14 protein-coding genes are annotated in these 19,373 nt (G+C 34.7%); 2 read left to right on the top strand and 12 right to left on the bottom strand.

What is annotated here, in order from left to right:
* Nucleotides 1–9 precede the first annotated feature (9 nt).
* The 11 genes from E0Y80_RS13935 to E0Y80_RS13885 all read right to left on the bottom strand — a co-directional run bounded on the left by E0Y80_RS13935 (nt 10) and on the right by E0Y80_RS13885 (nt 16,066).
* Entirely contained in the window at nt 10–1,800 is a 1,791-nt protein-coding gene (locus tag E0Y80_RS13935) for a peptide MFS transporter (RefSeq protein WP_156308281.1), read from the bottom strand.
* Between the two features lie 94 nt (nt 1,801–1,894).
* On the bottom strand, nt 1,895–3,478 hold the full coding sequence (locus E0Y80_RS13930) for a peptide MFS transporter (protein WP_156308280.1): 1,584 nt from the start codon (nt 3,476–3,478) through the stop codon (nt 1,895–1,897).
* 533 nt (nt 3,479–4,011) lie between these two features.
* A complete protein-coding gene (locus E0Y80_RS13925) occupies nt 4,012–4,890 on the bottom strand; it encodes a sugar phosphate isomerase/epimerase family protein (RefSeq protein WP_156308279.1) in 879 nt (292 codons plus the stop codon).
* 21 nt (nt 4,891–4,911) lie between these two features.
* Entirely contained in the window at nt 4,912–5,643 is a 732-nt protein-coding gene (locus E0Y80_RS13920) for a (Fe-S)-binding protein (RefSeq protein WP_156308278.1), read from the bottom strand.
* A complete protein-coding gene (locus E0Y80_RS13915; RefSeq protein ID WP_156308277.1) occupies nt 5,643–6,959 on the bottom strand; it encodes an MFS transporter in 1,317 nt (438 codons plus the stop codon). The genes E0Y80_RS13920 and E0Y80_RS13915 overlap by 1 nt, the downstream gene beginning before the upstream one ends.
* A gap of 43 nt (nt 6,960–7,002) precedes the next feature.
* A complete protein-coding gene (locus E0Y80_RS13910) occupies nt 7,003–8,298 on the bottom strand; it encodes a D-alanyl-D-alanine carboxypeptidase (protein ID WP_156308276.1) in 1,296 nt (431 codons plus the stop codon).
* Between the two features lie 171 nt (nt 8,299–8,469).
* Complete coding sequence (locus E0Y80_RS13905) at nt 8,470–10,167, bottom strand: RagB/SusD family nutrient uptake outer membrane protein (protein ID WP_231596052.1); 1,698 nt, start codon at nt 10,165–10,167, stop codon at nt 8,470–8,472.
* Between the two features lie 27 nt (nt 10,168–10,194).
* Nucleotides 10,195–13,467: a SusC/RagA family TonB-linked outer membrane protein gene (locus tag E0Y80_RS13900; protein WP_156308274.1), complete on the bottom strand. Its 3,273-nt coding sequence runs from the start codon at nt 13,465–13,467 to the stop codon at nt 10,195–10,197.
* Nucleotides 13,468–13,975: 508 nt separating this feature from the next.
* Nucleotides 13,976–14,701 (bottom strand): ThuA domain-containing protein, encoded by a 726-nt coding sequence (locus tag E0Y80_RS13895; RefSeq protein WP_156308273.1) that lies wholly within the window; start codon nt 14,699–14,701, stop codon nt 13,976–13,978.
* A gap of 5 nt (nt 14,702–14,706) precedes the next feature.
* The gene (gene aroB, locus E0Y80_RS13890; protein WP_156308272.1) at nt 14,707–15,771 is read right to left on the bottom strand and encodes a 3-dehydroquinate synthase; all 1,065 of its coding nucleotides are present in this window, start codon (nt 15,769–15,771) and stop codon (nt 14,707–14,709) included.
* A gap of 88 nt (nt 15,772–15,859) precedes the next feature.
* A complete protein-coding gene (locus E0Y80_RS13885; protein ID WP_099370971.1) occupies nt 15,860–16,066 on the bottom strand; it encodes an RNA-binding S4 domain-containing protein in 207 nt (68 codons plus the stop codon).
* Nucleotides 16,067–16,160: 94 nt separating this feature from the next.
* Here E0Y80_RS13885 and E0Y80_RS13880 point away from each other — a divergent pair, with 94 nt between their 5' ends.
* Together E0Y80_RS13880 and E0Y80_RS13875 are read left to right on the top strand one after the other, a co-directional pair.
* Nucleotides 16,161–17,357 carry a proline dehydrogenase family protein gene (locus E0Y80_RS13880; protein WP_156308271.1) on the top strand — a complete coding sequence of 399 codons (1,197 nt, stop codon included), beginning with the start codon at nt 16,161–16,163 and terminating at the stop codon, nt 17,355–17,357.
* Between the two features lie 45 nt (nt 17,358–17,402).
* Nucleotides 17,403–18,014: an HAD family hydrolase gene (locus E0Y80_RS13875; protein ID WP_156308270.1), complete on the top strand. Its 612-nt coding sequence runs from the start codon at nt 17,403–17,405 to the stop codon at nt 18,012–18,014.
* On the opposite strand, the gene E0Y80_RS13870 is transcribed toward E0Y80_RS13875, so the two are convergent.
* Nucleotides 18,015–19,361, bottom strand: coding sequence for a hypothetical protein (locus E0Y80_RS13870; protein WP_156308269.1), 1,347 nt, complete (start codon nt 19,359–19,361; stop codon nt 18,015–18,017).
* Nucleotides 19,362–19,373 lie beyond the last annotated feature (12 nt).

The following is a 19,373-nucleotide window of genomic DNA, read 5'->3' as shown; positions in this document are numbered from 1 at the left end:
AAATTTAGTCTATTTAACACCATGCATTAATTTCTTTACTATGGGATGAAGTGACATCACAATGATTCCCGCAACAATTGGTACAATAGTAAAAATCAAAAAGAAAGTACTTAGAGAATATTGCTTGGTAATCACATCAATTTGACCACCAATAATTGCTGCTAATTTATTTCCAATAGCAAGTGCCAAATACCACATTCCAAACATAAAACCTATCATTCTTGCAGGAGCAAGTTTAGAGACATAGGATAACCCAACTGGAGATAAGCAAAGTTCACCTAAAGTATGAAACATATAAGCTAAAATCAACCAAATCATGGACACTTTAACCCCATCCTGGATTCCATTTGCTCCAAAAGCTAGCAAGCCAAATCCAATGGCCATAACAATAAGTCCCATACCATATTTTACGGTTGCAGGTGGATTAAATTTTGAGTCCCAAATTTTAGAAACAAAATTGGCAAATGTAATAATGAAAAAGGAATTCATAATGGAGAACCATGAAACAGCAATTTCAGATGATTCTGCAGTAAACTCTCTGTATAGCATCCAGATCGCTACTGCCCAAACTCCTGCAAAACAAATGAATTGAACAATATTGGATATAGGTGCTTTGCCGTAAGTTTTTTTCGTTAACATGATGACAACATAAGTTACCAGCATCAGAGGAACTACAGTCAACAAGGTATTAACAACATTAAATATGGTTAATGAATTCCCTGATAAGGTTCTATCGACACTATCGCGTGCAAAAATTACTAAGGATGAGGCTCCTTGTTCAAAGGACATCCAAAAGAATATGACGAAAAAGGCAAAAATAATGACGGCGATTAATCTATCTCTTACAACTTTTGTATATCGAGATAAACGGGAGATTACCACAAACAAAAATATAATCAAGGCAGCAATAATCGCCACATTCTGTCCAGCCATAGTACCAATCTGTAGGCTTGATAAGATATCAATGCCAGCGATTTTAGATAAAGGATCATTAAATGCATATCCTAATCCTAGAATTGTCATAATAACGATCAAGAAAATATCTAATTTCGTGAATGGGTTTGGTTTGTCGTCCGGGTTGTTAGCATCTAGAGCCGTTTCTTTTTGGATTTTCTGATCAGCGGTTGGAGGATCACCAACTTTTCCAAAGATGGGTTTTGCATACCAAAATTGTAAGGTTCCTAAAAACATAAAGATTCCTGCGAGGCCAAAGCCCCAATGCCAACCTACTTTTTCACCTAAATACCCACATAACATCATACCAAAAAATGCACCTGAATTTACGCCCATATAAAAGATGGTATACGCAGCATCTTTTTTCTGAGGGAATTTTTTATACATTTCTGATAAAATAGAAGTCATATTAGGCTTAAAGAATCCTGTTCCTAAAACCAAAGCTCCTAATCCCAAATAAAGAAATAATGGAGTATCAAATGCCATAAACAAGTGGCCTAAAGTCATGATTGCTGCACCCACAACGACTGCATATCGATAACCGAGGTATTTGTCAGCAAGGATACCACCAAAGATTGGGGAAATATACAATAACATGGCATAGGTACCATATAATGCTCCTGCCTGAACAGGATCCCAGCCCCAGCCAGAAAAAGGACTTCCGGAAATTATGGCACTCGTTAAAAAATTAATTAATAAAACGCGCATTCCATAAAACGAAAAGCGCTCCCACATTTCTGTAAAAAATAAGACAAATAGACCTGAAGGATGTCCTAAGACCAAACTCCCATCTATTCCCTGTTTTTCTAGTTCCTCAGAGAATGAAGCATCTGATTGTTGACTCATATAAATTTCTGTATTCTAATTTTTGATCTGTAAAATTAAAAAAAGCCGAATAGTTTAACAATTCGGCTTTAAATAATTTCATTTATGTGTTAGCTTAATTAATACCATGCATCATTTTCTTCAATTTACCGTTGAAAATCAACAATAATAAGGCAACGAAGATTGGAAGTGATGCAATAATCAAGAAAAACGTTGTCATAGAATATTTTTGAGTAATTTCATCGATAAATGATCCTGTCATACCAGCAATAAAGTTTGCAATGGCAGATGCCGTAAACCATAACCCAAATAATAATCCTGCAAATTTTTTAGGAGATAGCTTACTTACATAGGATAATCCGACAGGTGATACGCATAATTCACCCGTTGTATGGAAGAAGTATGCTAAAATCAACCAAATCATACTCACGGAAGCAGATTGCGCTCCCGAAGGAATGGACATGGAGCCATAAGCCAATGCAATAAACCCAACGGCCACTAAGATAAGTCCAAATGCAAACTTAACAGGTCCAGAAGGATTCCAAACTTTTTCCCATAATTTAGAGAATGATGATGCTAGCGTAACTATAAAAAACGAGTTTAATATTTGAAACCAAGAAACAGTTACCTCAGTATTTTCAACTGAAAACTCTCTATTAATTTTCCAAATACCTAAGGCCCATATTATTGCAAATGAAATTGCAGTAAATATTATTGTCAATGGGTATTTACTGAATATTTTCAGTGATAATTGAAAAAGAACATAAGTAACAATTAGAATTGGAAATATAGTTAATGCGGCATCTACCCATTTAAAAATCTCTCCTGCATTTCCTTCCAATACTCGTTGGGTATAGTTTTTAGCGAAAATGGTCATAGAACCACCAGCTTGTTCAAATGCAAAGAAAAAGAATATACTGGCAATCATCAATACTGCAACTACGATTAAACGATCTCTTACAATATTCTTTGGAGTATGGTCTTCTTCCTGTATATTGTGAACATGTTCTTCAGGAGCATGAACCGTTCCTGGTTTTTCACCAATGACACCGAATATTTTCTGTCCAAAATAGAATTGAATCATTCCGAAGAACATAAAAACACCGGCTAATCCAAAACCATAATGCCAGCCAACTTTTTCACCAATATATCCACACAATAACATCCCTAAAAACGCACCTGAGTTGATACCCATATAAAAAATAGTATAACCAGCATCTTTTTTAGCCGATGTATCAGGGTATAATTGTCCAACCATTGAAGAAATATTTGGTTTGAACATTCCATTACCCAAAATCATTAATACTAATCCGATAAAGAAAAATGTTTTAGATGAACCTTCAAGCGCCATGGATGCATGTCCTAATGTCATAATGAGTGCTCCCCATAGTATGGCTTTTCGATAACCAGTAAATTTATCGGCAATCATCCCACCAATTAAAGGAGTCAGATAGACTAATCCGGTGTACCATGCATAAAGTCTCATTGCCTCAGCATTGGACCATCCCCATCCACCATGAGCTATTTCTGAAAGTAAGAATACAGTTAATAAAGCACGCATTCCATAATAACTGAAACGCTCCCACATCTCAGTGAAAAATAGGACAAATAAACTTGCAGGATGCCCCATCACCATCTTATCGTCAACCCCTTGTTTGGCAAGGTGCTGGACCAATTCTTGGTCTTTTTCTTGATTCATCGGTTATTATTATTTATGTTAATAAAGAATTTTAATACAGAACAATATTTTTTCCAGATAGCAAATTAACAAATTTTTATTTACAATTAATACCATAACAATTTAGCAACCTAGATTTAACATTTTTATCTTATGATAGGTTTTTTAACGAAAAGTTTAATCAAAATTGAAAGGTTTATGATATTTTTAAGCTATCAAATTCTAAACAAATCATATATCTTTTTGAAGAATTAAAAACAAAATTCCTTTATTAAAATTAAATAGCTAAAAATTCCTCCATATATCAATTAATATTGAATTAACCCCATTATTATTTCAATACTGAATATTTGATATTAAAATCAATAATTATAAAATCAAATTATAATATCATTAATTGTGTAAGCAATTTTTTACGTATAAGTTTTTGGAAACTTTCACTAATTATTCTCCAATAAATAGATGTTCGCCAAAAAATATTGGCAAAAAATCAAAAAGCCGTATCAAACTTTTGAAATTTTGACACGGCTTTTGATTTTTTCTTAATAAAAAGGTTATTTATATTTTTCTAATAATGCTTTTGTTAATTTAATACCTTCATCTTCAGAAATTTTATCACCCTCAAACTCAATACCTACATAGCCCTTATACCCTGCAGATTTAACAATTTCCATCATTTTTGAATAATCAATTCCAGTATCATTACCGTTAGCATCAAAAGCATGTGATTTTGCACTTACTCCTTTAGCATACGGCATTAAATCCTTCACACCTTGGTATCTATCATATTCATAGAAATTTCCAAAATCTGGCAAACTACCTGCGTTTTTCTTACCTACCGTTTTTAAAACATCGGCTAACCAATCTCCATGCGAAGAAATACCACCATGGTTTTCAACTACCACAGAAATTTTACCTTTTTTGCCATAATCAGCCAAAGTTGATAAACTTTTAACGACTTGCTCCTTCACCTCTTCTTTAGTCCCCTCACCTGCTGCATTAACGCGAATTGCGTGGCAACCCAAGAAATTGGCAGCATCAATCCATTTATAATGATTCTCAACTGCTTGTTTGCGTTTTGCCTCATCTCTATCGCCCAAGCTGCCTTCACCGTCAACCATGATTAAGACATTCTTTACTCCATTGTCTTTTGCACGATTATTCAAATCCTTTAAGTAAGTCATATCTTTTGCTTTATCCTTAAAGAATTGATTGACATACTCAACACCATATATTCCAAAATTCTTCGCTGTATATTCTGGGAAATCAATGTTTTTTAAATCGCCTTTGAATAATTTCTTATGCAATGACCATTCCGCTAACGAAATCTGAAACCAGTCTTTTTTAGCAGCAAATACATCTAACGAAGGTGCTAGTGTCATTCCTGCAGTTACTAGACCTAAGTTTCTTAAAAACTCTCTTCTTGAACTCATGATTGTTGTTATATTATGTTATTAGATATTAGCCCATCCTGACGTTAATACATCTACTAGATGCATCGTCTTAATGGGTAGTTGATTTTTCTCAATATATGCCTGTAATTGTAAAAGACAGGATGAATCAGTTGAAATAATATAATCTGCCTTTACATTCATTGCATTTTGTACTTTTTGCTCTGCCATTGCCGTTGAAATACCTTCAAACTTCACGGAAAACGTTCCTCCAAAACCACAGCAGGTTTCTTGATCCCGCATTTCAACTATTTCCAATCCACCAACATGACTTAATAATTGCCTAGGCTCTTCTTTTATCTTACATTCACGTAGTGCCGAACAGGAATCATGATATACTGCAGTTCCCACCAATTCCGCACCAAAATATTCTTTCTGTAAAACATTAACAAGGAAATCACTGATTTCAAAGATATTACGTTGGATAGAACGACACTTATTGTGCTCGATGGAATTTGTAAATAAATCATCATATCCGCCTCTAACCATGCCGACACAGGAAGCCGATGGACTTACAATTGGATGGATATCATTGAAATCATTAAGGAATTTTTGACCTATAGTTTTTGCATCGTCCCAGAAGCCGGCGTTGTATGCTGGCTGTCCGCAACAAGTTTGGTCCGTATTATAAATAACATCACAGCCAGCTTTCTCTAAAAGTTTTACCGTATTAAAGGCTGTTTCTGGATATAGTTGATCTATAAAACAAGGTATAAATAACTCTACTTTATGCATTAATTGCTTTGAATAATCTGTAATTTATTAAATTTTAAAACACGAAACAACAACAAAAACCCTATTATAAAATATACCGCAAGGAATAATGCTGAATACCGTATGTTTTGAGTCATTTGTTCTATTAAACCGAAACTAAAAAGCCCGATTACAATTGCTATTTTTTCTGAAACGTCGTAAAAACTAAAAAATGATGTGGTATCCTCAATATTTTCAGGAATAAGTTTTGAGTAAGTTGATCGTGATAAGGATTGAATCCCTCCCATTAATAGCCCCACCATAAATGCCATTCCATAGAAGTGATATTTATTTTCCATAAAATATGAAGCACAACAAATCAAAATCCAAAAAAATACTACGACAATTAGAACTTTGATACTACCAAATTTCTTAGCTGCAAATGACATAATAAATGCACCTCCAATTGCGACAATCTGTATAAGAAGGATAGAACTAATTAAAATATTGGTACCTAAATTCAGTTCTTTTTCACCAAATGCCGCAGCTACTATCAATAAGGTTTGGATCCCCATAGAATAAAAGAAATAGGCTGGCAAGAACCTTTTAATGGCTTCAATCTTATTTATCTGGGCAAGAACTGTTTTAAACTCTTGTTTTACTTTAATAAAGAAAGGAAGTTTCTCAGCACCAACAGTTGGTCTATTTCTTGGCAAGAATCTAAATGGAATCTGCGCAAACAATAACCACCACAATCCAACAAATAGAAAGGAAAGGCGTGCCGGTAAGGATGCATCGGTAATTCCAAACCATTCCGGTTTGAAAATAAATACAAAACAAATCAATTGTAAGGTGACACAACCAATATATCCATATGCAAATCCTTGGGCACTAACCCTATCTTGTTGATCAGGTGTGGCTATGACAGGTAAATAGGAGTTGTTAAATGCTACACCTCCAATATAGCCCATAGCTGCTAATGCATAACAGAATATCCCCCACTCTAATGTGTTTATTTTAAAGAAAAACATCCCCATACAGGCGATTGCGCCAACATAGGTGAAGAATTTCATAAAAAACTTTCGTTTTCCGGCAGCGTCAGAATAAGCCGAAATGAAAGGCAGGCCAATTGCCATCAATAAATAAGCAATGGATAATGCGAAATTTGATAAAGCTGTGTTGATAATCTCAAAACCAAAAAATGATACCGTATGATTGGTATCAGGATTTTTTGTAATTGCAGTATAATAAACTGGGAAAACAGTAGAATTTATAACCAAATTATAGGCTGAATTGGCCCAATCATACATGGACCAAGATCTTATTAGCCTTTTATCGTTCTTTTGGAATATTTTCATAAGAATTACTTATGCGAATATACTATTTGATTTTAGAACTGATTTAATAATTTTCGTAGATGTGTGACACAATCCTAACCATCTCCTTTCTCACTGGAACGGAGCTTCCTATAAAATTGTTGTTTAAGAAAGAAAATGCATATCGCTTTCCTTTTTTACTGATTATATAACCACTTTGACAGTGAACTGAATTGATAGTCCCTGTTTTTGCCCATACAAACGCTTTTCCTCCAGGAGTTGGATAAACATTCTTTAATGTCCCTTCCAAACCTCCAGCAGGAAATAAATAAAGTTTAGCTTGTTCATCCCGAACAAGATTATTTATCTGAATTAAAACTTCTACCATACTTCTTGGAGTAATCTTATTATAACTAGAAAGACCACTGCCATCTCTTAATTCTATCGAATCAGAAAGTTTACTATAAAAATTATCTTTCATGTATTGTCGCAAATCTTCTGTTCTAAAATTATTGTACTTCATGAAGGATGCGACCATGTTTAACTGTTCTGCCAAGAAATTATCACTTGGAAGCATCATCTCCCGTTCAACAGCTCTTTTTCCAACTGAATTAACAATTTTAAAGTCAGAAGGAAGATTTTTTTGAACTAAGCCAACATCCTTTTTTAATGTATCCTGCAATAAAAGAACTAATAAACTATCACTTGGTCGAAACGGTTTTTCATTGACATATTTAGCAGGCAATGGTAGCTCATTAATTTCATAGGTATTATTTTCTAATGCCCTGTGAATTCTATATCTGGTCGTTGTATCTGACAGTTGTTTCAAATCTCTTTCAAAATAGTTAGGATAGACTTTAAGTTTTCCGTTCACTTCTCGGAATTGAGCCACATTACCATAAATTGGAAAAGGAAATAATTCCGGTTGATAATAAAATTCATAATCTTCAATTGACCAGCCATTTCTATAGGTCGGTTCTTGGGTAGGACTGCTTGAATAAAACAACTTCTTATTGCTGTTTTTCAAAAAGTTATAAACTTTACCATTATCTAACCTAGGATGTAAAAATGAAGGATCACCGGTACCCCAAAATATCAATGAGTCTCCCCTTTCAACATAAGCTAATCCAGGAATAGAATCTCCGATTAACTTTAAAGAAGCAAACAATGTGAAAACTTTAGTATTTGATGCGGGCGTGAAATGTCTATCTTCATTACGACCATACACAAATTGTTGCTGATCAACATCATATAGGCTAAATCCGTAATAATGTTTATTTAGGATTTCAGAATTATCAAATTGATCATTTAAGTTAAGTATGTTTTGGGCTTTGGCTTGAAAACAAACCAATATCCCAAATAGAATAATGAAGCTTCTCATAACGTAAACATAGTAATTGTTTAGAATTTAATAAAGATTGAAACAAACATTTTATAATGGAAAAAGAATTATATATAATTTTTTCAATTTCATGGAGGAAAATAAATCTATTATATAAAAAATGGGCTAATCAATTTGATTAGCCCATTCATTATGGATTGAATTTACTTATTAATTCTGTTTTAATGCACCATTACTTCTATCAATTTCAACTTGAGGTAACGGCCAGTAATCACTTTTTGCAGAATAAGATAAACCTTTATATGCCGAAAGATGAGTACCTTCAAATGCAGAATAACTTTCTAATACTGATTTTGCAATACCCCAGCGAACTAAGTCGAAGAATCTATGACCTTCCATAGCCAGTTCCAATCGACGCTCAGTTCTTACAGCATTTCTAGCGGCATCTTGACTCGCAAAGGAAGCATAAGGTTTTACGCTATAAGCAGCAGCATTTACCCCGCTTGCCGTTTTCTTGGGTTCAAGTTTTGCCGCACGATTACGGATATCATTAACCAGCTTCAAAGCGCCCGCTAAGTTTCCAGCTTCTACCTCACATTCAGCAGCCATTAACCAAACATCAGCCAAACGGATAATGTTTACATCTAACCCGGTTAAGTAATTTTCACCTGGTGCTGCATTGGTAGAGAACTGTGATTGCGGAATCATGGTTTTAATACCTACGAATGGTCCTGCATATTTTGCATCACGGATCCATGCATTTCCTGGCATAATTCCATAATCTAGGTAAGAAACACCACGACGGCCCACAGTATAGTCTAATCTTGGGTCAAACTTTAATTTTACATCCAAAACATAAGAAGCCGTTGGATTCTTAAGGTCAGAGAGGTATGGAGTTGCACGGTATGCTGAAGTTGATAATGGTAAACCACTTGCATCTACTTGAAAAGCATTAACTAAATCAACTGTTGGTTGATAAAAACCACAACATCCTACTGGAGATGTACCATATAAACCAGACAACATATCACCTACATTGGAGTTATCAGCCGCACCATTTGAGTTGATTGCATGCTTTGAAACCATAACTGCTTCAGGTCCATTTTCTTTCGTTACATCAAAATTATTCCAATATGGCATCGATACGATATCTTTTCCGGCCATCACTTCTTTAAATAAAGTTAAGGCTTGCGCATATTTCTTTTGATATAAATAAAGTTTTCCTAAATAAGCTTTTGCAGCATTTTTATCCATTCTACCAAATTCACTGTTAATTTTAGTAGCTGGTAGATTTGTAATTGCAAATTTTAAATCCTCCTCAATTACAGGCAAAACATCTTTATCATTCGGAACATTTTGAGCTTCTGCCGTAGTTGTAGCTTCAGTAATTATTGGAATATTTCTAAAAATTCGCCACATAAAAAAGTTGTAGTGGGCACGAAGCATTCTTGCTTCTCCTTGTATTTCCTTAGCCCTTTCTGCCGAAATCTCTTTAGGACCGGCTTGATCATTTGCCAACAATTTTAATGTATTGTTACAACGCAGTACCCCCTCAAAATACACCTGCCACATCGTACTTAAATTATCATTTGTACTGATTGCAGTGAAATTTTCTATCATATTCATATTGGTTTGATCTGTAAGTTCAGATCCTTTATGAGCATTGTCAGCGGCCATTTCTCCAAAAATCCATTGACTTGGTGCAGCTGCATAGTTTCCCCATGTACCACTCACGTTACCATTTAAGATACTATATGCACCAATTAGGGCTCCTTCAACCCCATCCTTGTTGCCTACCTGAGGCTCAGATAGCTGGCCTTGCGGTAATTTCTGTAAAAACTCTTTCCCACAGGAACTAATCAATAGCATCCCTGCGCCTAAAAGAATCATTATTTTATTTCGTTTCATGATTGTTCAAATTAAATTTCTCAACTATTAAAATCCTAAATTAAGCCCAAATGTATACTGACGCGCTTGCGGATAAACCCCAAAATCAACACCCAATGCTGGATAGTCAGAAGGTGTTGCTGTCACTTCTGGATCCAATCCTTCGTATTTAGTGATTGTAAATAGGTTGGTTACCCCCATATAAAGTCTCAATTTTGTAAAGGATGTATTCTCTCCAAATAATTTCTTCGCTGGGATATTATATCCTAGTTGAAAATTTTTCAGTTTTAAGAAACTACCATCTTGAATGTAATAACTTGAGGTTGCATACTCCATTGCACTTATATCACCATTCGGATTTGGTAACGAAGGAATATTACTTCCTGTATTGGTTGGACTCCACTCATCTAATAATCGTACGCTTTTCTGACCTCTAAATACCCCGAAATCTGTAAAGTATCGTGTTGCCTCATACAAGTCATTACCCTGAGAACCATAGAAGTATAATAGTAAATCAAAGTCTTTATACGTTGCATTAATGTTAAAGGAGTAAACAAAATCCGGATGCGGATTACCAATGATTGTTCTATCTCCTGGATCAATTTCACCATTTCCATTAATGTCTGCATATTTTAAACCTCCCGGTCTTGCAAACTCATATGATGGAGAACCTTGCACATCAGCATCGCTTTGATAAATACCGACTACTTGATATCCATAGAATGAACCAAATGGTTGGCCTTTCTGTAAAATTGAAGTTTCCATCGATCTGAAGGCTCCGTAATTCACCTGTGATACAGTTGGTGCTAATTCTTCAACCTTGTTTACATATCTTGAGAAATTGGCTGAAAGATCTAAAGTGAACGGTTTCTCTTGTCTGTGACCATAATGGTATCCCAATGAGAACTCTATACCTTTGTTGCTCATATCACCAATATTTTGATAAGGAGATGCTGCCCTACCAGCTGCCGCTGCCGGAAGTGGTACCAAAAACAACATATCTGTAGTTTTCTTATCAAACCAATCAATGGAACCATCCAAATCTCCATTTAATACTGTGAAATCTAAACCTAAGTTTAAGGATTTAACTTGCTCCCATTTAATATCAGGATTGGCATATGAGTTTTGCCAAATACCATTAACCACACCATTATTAATTGGATATGAAGATTGAGTTAATGATGCTAAATAACGATTTAAATATTGGAATCCTGGAATACGTTGATTACCCGTAACACCGTAACCTGCACGAAGTTTTAAGTCGGTTAACCATTCTGCTCCTTTTGCAAATTCTTCTTGTGAAATACGCCAAGCAGCACTTACCCCTGGAAATACCCCATATAAATGGTTTGTACCAAAATTCGAGGAACCGTCCCTACGAGCAATTAAACTCAATAAATATCTGTCTTTGTATGCGTAATCTGCTTTACCCATTAAAGAGAACATGCTACCAATTGATCCGGAACCATTATTATTAAAGTTTGAACTACCTGCATTTAGATATAGGTAATCTAAACTATTCATAATGAAGTAACCATTTCTACTACCATCAATACCACGATTTCTATTTTTAATTGCCTCGGTACCTACCATAACATTCAAACTATGGTCATCACCCAAATTTGGCTTATAATTCAAGGTATTCGTCCATGTCCATTCTGTAGTATATCCATGGTATTCACTCATACCATTATTAAAGCTACCTTCAGAGAATTCAGGATTAGGATAATTATAACTTACACCGTTATAATTCTCATAACGCAAACCAAAATTAGTTCTTAGTGTTAATCCGGGTATAATATCATATTCTGCAAATGCATTTCCGAAAAAGAAGTTTGATCTATTCATGTTGTCTTTTGCGCGGAAAGCCATAGCTACAGGATTTTGCCCATTTCCTAAATCCTTACCAAAAGATCCTGCAAAATTTCCTCCTTCATCATATACAGGAATAATGTTTTGGATCCGGTATGCAAATCCAAGTACCGATCCCTCACCCTGATAACCACCTGCTGTGTTAGGATTTACACCCATACCATAGCCTTCAGTATAAGCATAGGATAGGTTTTCACCAAATCTTAATTTTTTATCAAAAGCATTAAATTGCGTGTTAGTTCTTGCATTATACCTACGGAATCCTGTATGTATTAAGCTACCTTTTTGATCTAGATATCCTCCTGAAAAAGCGTATTGCGAGGTTTCATTTCCTCCATTTGCTGCTAATTGATAGGATTGAATAGGTGCAGTTTGTGACAACTCATTAAACCAATTTGTACCAGCCTTATTAGCTTTTGTAATTTGATAGAATGATGAACGATCCTTTGCAAAATAATTATACTTAGACATATCGGCATCTGCAGGTGTCACATCCCAATTCGTTTTTGAACCAGCTAACAAATAATCCTGCAGCTGCAAATTAGTTCCATTAAACTTATTATCAATATCTAAAAGCTGTTGTGGCGTTAACATTTTTGGAAATGAACCTTTATTTGGAACTCCTGCTCCTGCATAGGCATCTAAGGTGATGTTGGTTCTTCCAGATTTACCTGTTTTGGTGGTCACAATCACAACACCATTGTTCGCACGCGCACCATATATAGAAGCCGCAGAAGCGTCTTTCAATACCTGCATGGATTCAATATCATTCTGATTCAACCAACTTAACTTGCCTTCAAATGGCACACCATCGATAATGTATAATGGTTCGTTGTTGTTAATTGTACTATATCCACGAATTCGGATTTGAGGAGTCGATCCAGGCGCACCATCATTTACAATCTGAACCCCGGTTGCTCTTCCCTGAAGCGCTTCAACAGCACTACCTGCAGGTTGAGATTTTAATTCGGACACGTTTACAACTGCAACCGAACCAGTTAAATCCTTTTTACGTTGTGTTCCGTAACCCGTAACGACAACTTCATCAAGATTGCTGCTATCTTCAGAAAGTGAAATAGTTATTGGCTGGGTGCTTGTCGTAACCGTATACCTGGACGATGAATACCCAACGTATGTAATTTCTAGGATGTCATTAGGTTGAGCGTCAATTTCAAAATTTCCTGAAACATCTGATGATGTACTTGAAGATTTTCCTACAATCTTTATTGTAGCTCCAGCAACTGGCTCCTGGGTGGCCTGGTTTATAATCTTACCTCTTACTGGACTTTGCATAGCATAAAGCGGATGCATAGCGATTTTATTCCAAATTGATGATTCTGATGCTGAGGTATTACTCATCGCGAGTAATCCCATCGAGATCAAAAGACCATTTTTTAGCAATCTTTTGGGAATAAAAGAACTGCTATGGAATTTCATTGATCTTCCCATAATAGAATTTGTTAGTTAGTTAAATTATTAGTTTAATTTTTAGATGATTTATTTTTTTTTTGGCATAGCAATGCCATGGATTAAAAAAGATAAATTTTAAACCCTAAACAACCCCAATTAGGAATTGCTACATTTTAATAATTAAAATGCAATAGAATATTACGTTGGTTTTTTTGTTGGGGATAAGTAATTGTGGTTCATAAGCTGTTAGTTAAAGTTATTAGTTTATTAGTTATTAAGTTTTGTCAAAATTGACACTAATTATTGGTATTTAAATTAGATTCAAAGTGTACAAAAAACACTTTCAATTATTAAAATCAACATCCCCATCAATTAAAAATAGAATATATAATGACAGGTGGAATTAACTTTATTTTAGATTTCAGTTTACAATTAAAACTAATTTATGAAATATTTTTAATAAACAAGAGTTTTATGCAACAAAATGTTTACAACAAAAAAAAAGAGGCTGCTGCCTCTTTTATAAATTATTTTTATCGAATCTCAATTAATATCCTAAGACATAATGAAGTCCACCTATTAGCTGTTTTTGGAAATTCTCTTCATGTAAGGATTCTTTTGTATGCCCCAGTCCAGTATAGAACATTTTAATTCCTTCGAACTTTTGATACCAAGCAATCGGATGAAATTCTCCCATTTTCCCATCTTTATAGGAAGTTTCATCTAAGGTCATTAAAATCTTAAGATCAGGCTTTACATTTGAAAAATCATACCACTCATCCTTATGCTTCCATACCTTTGGAAGATGTTTGGTTGCTAAATGCTTCCTATTAACTACATCAATTTTTGCTTCTTGAACTGCTGGATGGCTTGCGAAATAAGCACCAACTAGATTATTATACCAAGGCCAATCATACTCAGTATCAGTCGCTGCATGTACACCCATAAAACCTTTTCCTGACTTCAAAAAATTCTGAAAGGCTACTTTTTGAGCTGAATCTAAAATAGTACCTGTAGTACTAAAGAATAAAACTGCATCAAAATTCTTTAATGAATCAGCCAAAAAAACATTCGCATCTTCAGTATGAAACATGCCTATATTCTCTTTCTTTAATAATTCCGAAAGAACTTTTACCCCTTCCTCTATATTATCGTGCCTAAAACCCGCCGTCTTTGTAAATACCAAAACTTTTTTGGGTTTAACAATATTCGCAGCAAATGCAAAACAAATGCTGAAACAGCTAATCAAAGCTAGTATGTAAATTCTCTTCATTAGATTTATTTTGTTTGTGATTGGTAGTAATCTAAACTTTCAATAATCGAATCTTCTTCGACATATTTATTATAATCGCAATCTCCGATATTCCTTAATAAAGCAAACCCCAATTTACTACCCTCATTCTTTTTATCATTCCTCATCAATTCCAAAAGCTCAGGATAAACTGCTGAGTTCAATTTATAGCTTGGGTATTTACTCTTCAGAAATGAAACTATTTCGTCTAATTCGGCCTTCTCTAAATTGTTAAGTTTATAAGAAAGGTAGGCCTCACAAATCATTCCGATTGCAATTGCTTCACCGTGCAATAAAGGATTCACATCATTAACCAAAGAATACCCTTCAACTGCATGTCCAATAGTATGTCCAAAGTTTAAAATTTTTCGTAATCCTTTTTCTGTAGGATCTTCAAGAATAACATTATTCTTAATTACGACTGAATCGTAAACTAAGCCCTCAGGTATCAATGGTAATTCAACTGACTTACAGCGGTTATATAAATCTTTATCTTTTATTAAACCGTGTTTGATAACCTCAGCAAATCCCGACAAAACCTGTCTATCATCCAAGGTTTCTAAAAACTTATTCGAGATAAAAACAGCCTTAGGTTGCGAAAAGGTACCTATTATATTTTTAACATTATCTAAATCAATTCCCGTTTTCCCACCAACTGAAGCATCAACCTGAGATAATAAAGTGGTAGGAACATTCAAAAAGTCAATCCCTCTTTTATAGGTTGAAGCAGCAAAGCCTCCCATATCAGTTACAACCCCACCACCTAGATTGATCATTAATGCTTTCCTATCTGCACCAAAATCTAACATAGTCTTCCAGACTCCTATACAAAAATCTATGTTCTTGTTCTCCTCACCAGGGTCAACCTCAATAATATCATAATCAACAATATCCGGAATTGCTGCTTGTATGACTGGCAAACAGTGATCATTGGTATTGCGATCTACTAATATCAAAAGCTGTGAATAATCATGGTCAATTAGGAAGGATTGTAATTCATTTAAATCATTATCGAAAACAACTTCGTATCCTAAACTATTTATCTTTTTCATATTTAATTTCTACCTAAAGATAGATTTTTTTTCTGAATGTAATCGGTTATTTATAATTGTAGACAGATATTTTACAGGAGGTTTCTTCCTAAATTATTTTAACCTTATTCCCGTCAAACTCTACCAAATCCCCTACTTTCACTTTTAATCTTTTTCTATAATCCACTTGACCATTGTATTTTACAAGACCTTCTTCTACTACCCATTGAGCCATGGCTCCATGCTCCACCCAATTCATGACTTTCAGTAATTGGATCAATTGGATATAGTCTCCTTCTAATGTAAACGTTTGCATAAACAAAAGTAATTTTATTCATGAGCATTTACGATAATACCTTGTTTTTTATTCAAAAAAAAGCCTAATTTTACCCGCATCAAATTAAAGTAATATGGACATAGCTTCACCCTTAAAGCTTGACTTTAACAACACAGAAATTGCCTTTCAGGGTAAAACCGATAAGGATCTGAATAAAGCTTATTGGCTTTTTAAAATGGTTGCCAGCAATGCATTGATCAAAATTGGCACACCAATCACAAATTTCTCTCTAAATATTGGACTTCCAATCCAGGGAATTATCAAAAACACTATTTATAAACAGTTCTGCGGCGGGGAAAGTATCGAAGATTGCAATAAAGCAATTCAAGACCTTGGCAAAGGACATGTAACTACTATTCTTGATTATTCTGTGGAAGGTGAAGAATCAGAAAAAAGCTTTGATGATTGCTGCCAAGAAATCCTAAGAACTGTCGCGGCTGCAAAAAATAATCCTTTAATTTCTTTTTGTGTGTTCAAACCTACCGGACTCGGAAGATTTGATCTCCTTGCAAAAATTGATGCTAAAGAAGCATTAAATGATGAAGAAAAAGCAGAATACGATCGATTATTAAATAGATGTGATAGAATCTGTAAAGCTTGTTATGATGGAAATATTCGAGTACTAGTTGATGCTGAGCATTCCTGGATACAAGATACTATTGATGACATAGCTAGAGAAATGATGGAAAAATACAATCATGATAGGCCAATTGTTTATAATACCTATCAATTGTATCGCCATGATAAATTAGCATCGTTGAAAGCTGATTTCGCATATGCGAAAACTCAGGACTTCCATTTAGGAGCTAAAATTGTACGTGGTGCTTATATGGAAATAGAAAGAGAAAGAGCCAAAGAAAATGGATACCCATCTCCTATTCAACCGGATAAGAAAGCTTCTGATACAGATTATAATGAAGCAATTCACTTTTGTCTAGATCATATTGATAGAATTGGGTTGATGGCAGGAACACATAATGAGCAAAGTTGTAGGATTTTAGCTGAAGAATTAGAAAACAGAAATATCCCACATAACACAGCAAATGTATTTTTCGCACAACTTTTAGGAATGTCTGACAATCTATCATTTAATTTAGCTGCTGCTGGATATAATGTTGCAAAATATATGCCTTATGGACCAGTTAAAGCCGTTATGCCTTATCTGTTTCGCAGGGCTCAAGAAAACACCTCAGTAGGTGGTCAAACCGGTCGTGAACTAGGATTGATAATGAAAGAATTGAAACGACGAAAAACTGTTAAAAATAATTAACCACAGAAAGTCTCCATTAATTGGAGACTTTCTTATTTTTGCCGAATGACCCAAGAGAATTTTGAGAAATACCTGAGACTTAAAGAAATTGCAACCCCATTCAAGGCCCTTTTATTTGATGTAGATGGTACATTGGCAGATAATATGTATGCTCATAAAGCTGCTTACGTTGAAACTGCCCGTGAATATGGTATCCTATTAGATCCAAATATTATTGATGAAACTGCTGGTTGGCCTACTGTTTCAGTGGCTGATGAAATTTCAAACCGATATGCAGTGAAATTGGATCGACACGAATTTGCAAAAAGAAAATCCGCAATTTTTATTGAGCAGTATATACAAAAAACAAAACCTGTCGATTTTGTGAGACAGGTACTTTATGACTTTGTAGATATCCGAAAAATTGGAATTGTTTCTGGAGGAACTCGCTCTACATTAAATATTACGCTGGAAGTAATTGATGTAATTGGAAAATTTGAAACTTTAGTCTGTGCTGGAGACACTCCTGAAGGAAAACCTTCTCCCCAACCGTTTCTCTTAGCAGCACAACATTTGCAGATCGACCCGAAAGATTGCTTAGTATTTGAAGATGGTGAACCCGGAGTACAGGGTGCTATTTCTGCCGGAATGTCTTGGGTTAGAATCGATCAGATTTAATTAAAAATTTGTTATTATTCTAATCCCTCCATTTGTGTAATTCATATCAGCCCTTTTAAAACTTCCTACAGGTAGTTTTAAATAGGGTTCAACAGAAATATTAAGATTCTTATTCATCTTCATTTCTTTACCAATTGAAAAATTGACGAAACCTCCAAAGCCATTAGTATTAACGTTCTCATCTTCTGTTTTAATGGCTCTTGAAATTTGCTGAACTTCAGTTTTAACATCAGTTTCATTCTCAGGAAGTCCATTGCCAAATAGTTCGCTGTTCGCGTTTTCTACATAATGCGTATATCTATTCTGATTGAAAACTGCTGCATAAGTAATTCCTGAAGATGCATAAAACCCATCTTTAGATTTCACCCGTATATCTAAAGGAATTTCCAAAGCCTGAACATTTCCCGTAATTGCATTTACATTCGGTAAAATCAAAGCATTGCTACCCATATACTGTTGAGTTAATCCATTTGCAGTAATTTTTTGAATGGCATCCTTACTAGCAACAACTGGTGTTTCAGCGTTTGCTACCGGATCCTTCATAATTGAAACATCATACCTATTGTAGGCTAGTCCAGTTCGAACGCTTAAATGTTTATTTACATTAAATGCCAATAATAAACCTCCTCCAAAATTAAACTTGTCATTGGTAGAATTAGGAGAAACAAATAAGCCTAAATCAAACTTTTCTTTCAAATTGAATTGTCTATTTTTTAAAACTGGCTCTTGCCCATTTTTAGCTTCTTGGGTATTATATGCTAATTCTTGATTGATGTTATTTCCTGAAATTAAATATGCTTCGTTATCAGAATGTAAATTTGATCGATAATTGTTTGAATGCTTTAAATCCAGGGTACTCGGAAGCATGATCAGGGAATGATTTCCAACAGCTCCTGTATTTAAAGTTGACAAATTAAGAGTTTGATTGGTTTCTGCATAATTGCCCCCCTTATCTTCGCTGAAAGCAAGAGAATTATTCAATTGATTGATATCTTGAAATGAACTTTTCAACTCAACATGAGATGGGTTAGATTCCAAAATTGACCCTGAACCAATTTCATCAGTAGTTGGTTTATTCCCCTTAATATTTAAATCTTGTTTGGCAACTTGAATATTACTATCAAGAACAGGTTCTTGAATTGACCAATTTTTGGCAACAAAGAAACCCAAAAGCAGTATTGCTGCAGCGCTAGCTGCCCAATAGAAAGTTTTGTTTCTTTTAGGAACTACAGGATCATAATTTCTTTGGAAATTCTCCCATGAGCCCTCCTTATAAGGAAGTTCATCCATGGATTTCATCCGCTCGATGATCTGATCTACAATATCATTTTTATTTTTCTTTTCCATTTTCTAAACGAA

Source organism: Sphingobacterium endophyticum (assembly GCF_009733535.1).
Lineage (GTDB): Bacteria > Bacteroidota > Bacteroidia > Sphingobacteriales > Sphingobacteriaceae > Sphingobacterium > Sphingobacterium endophyticum.
Note: the sequence above shows the minus strand (reverse complement) of the source record. Positions and strands in the feature narration are given on the sequence as shown.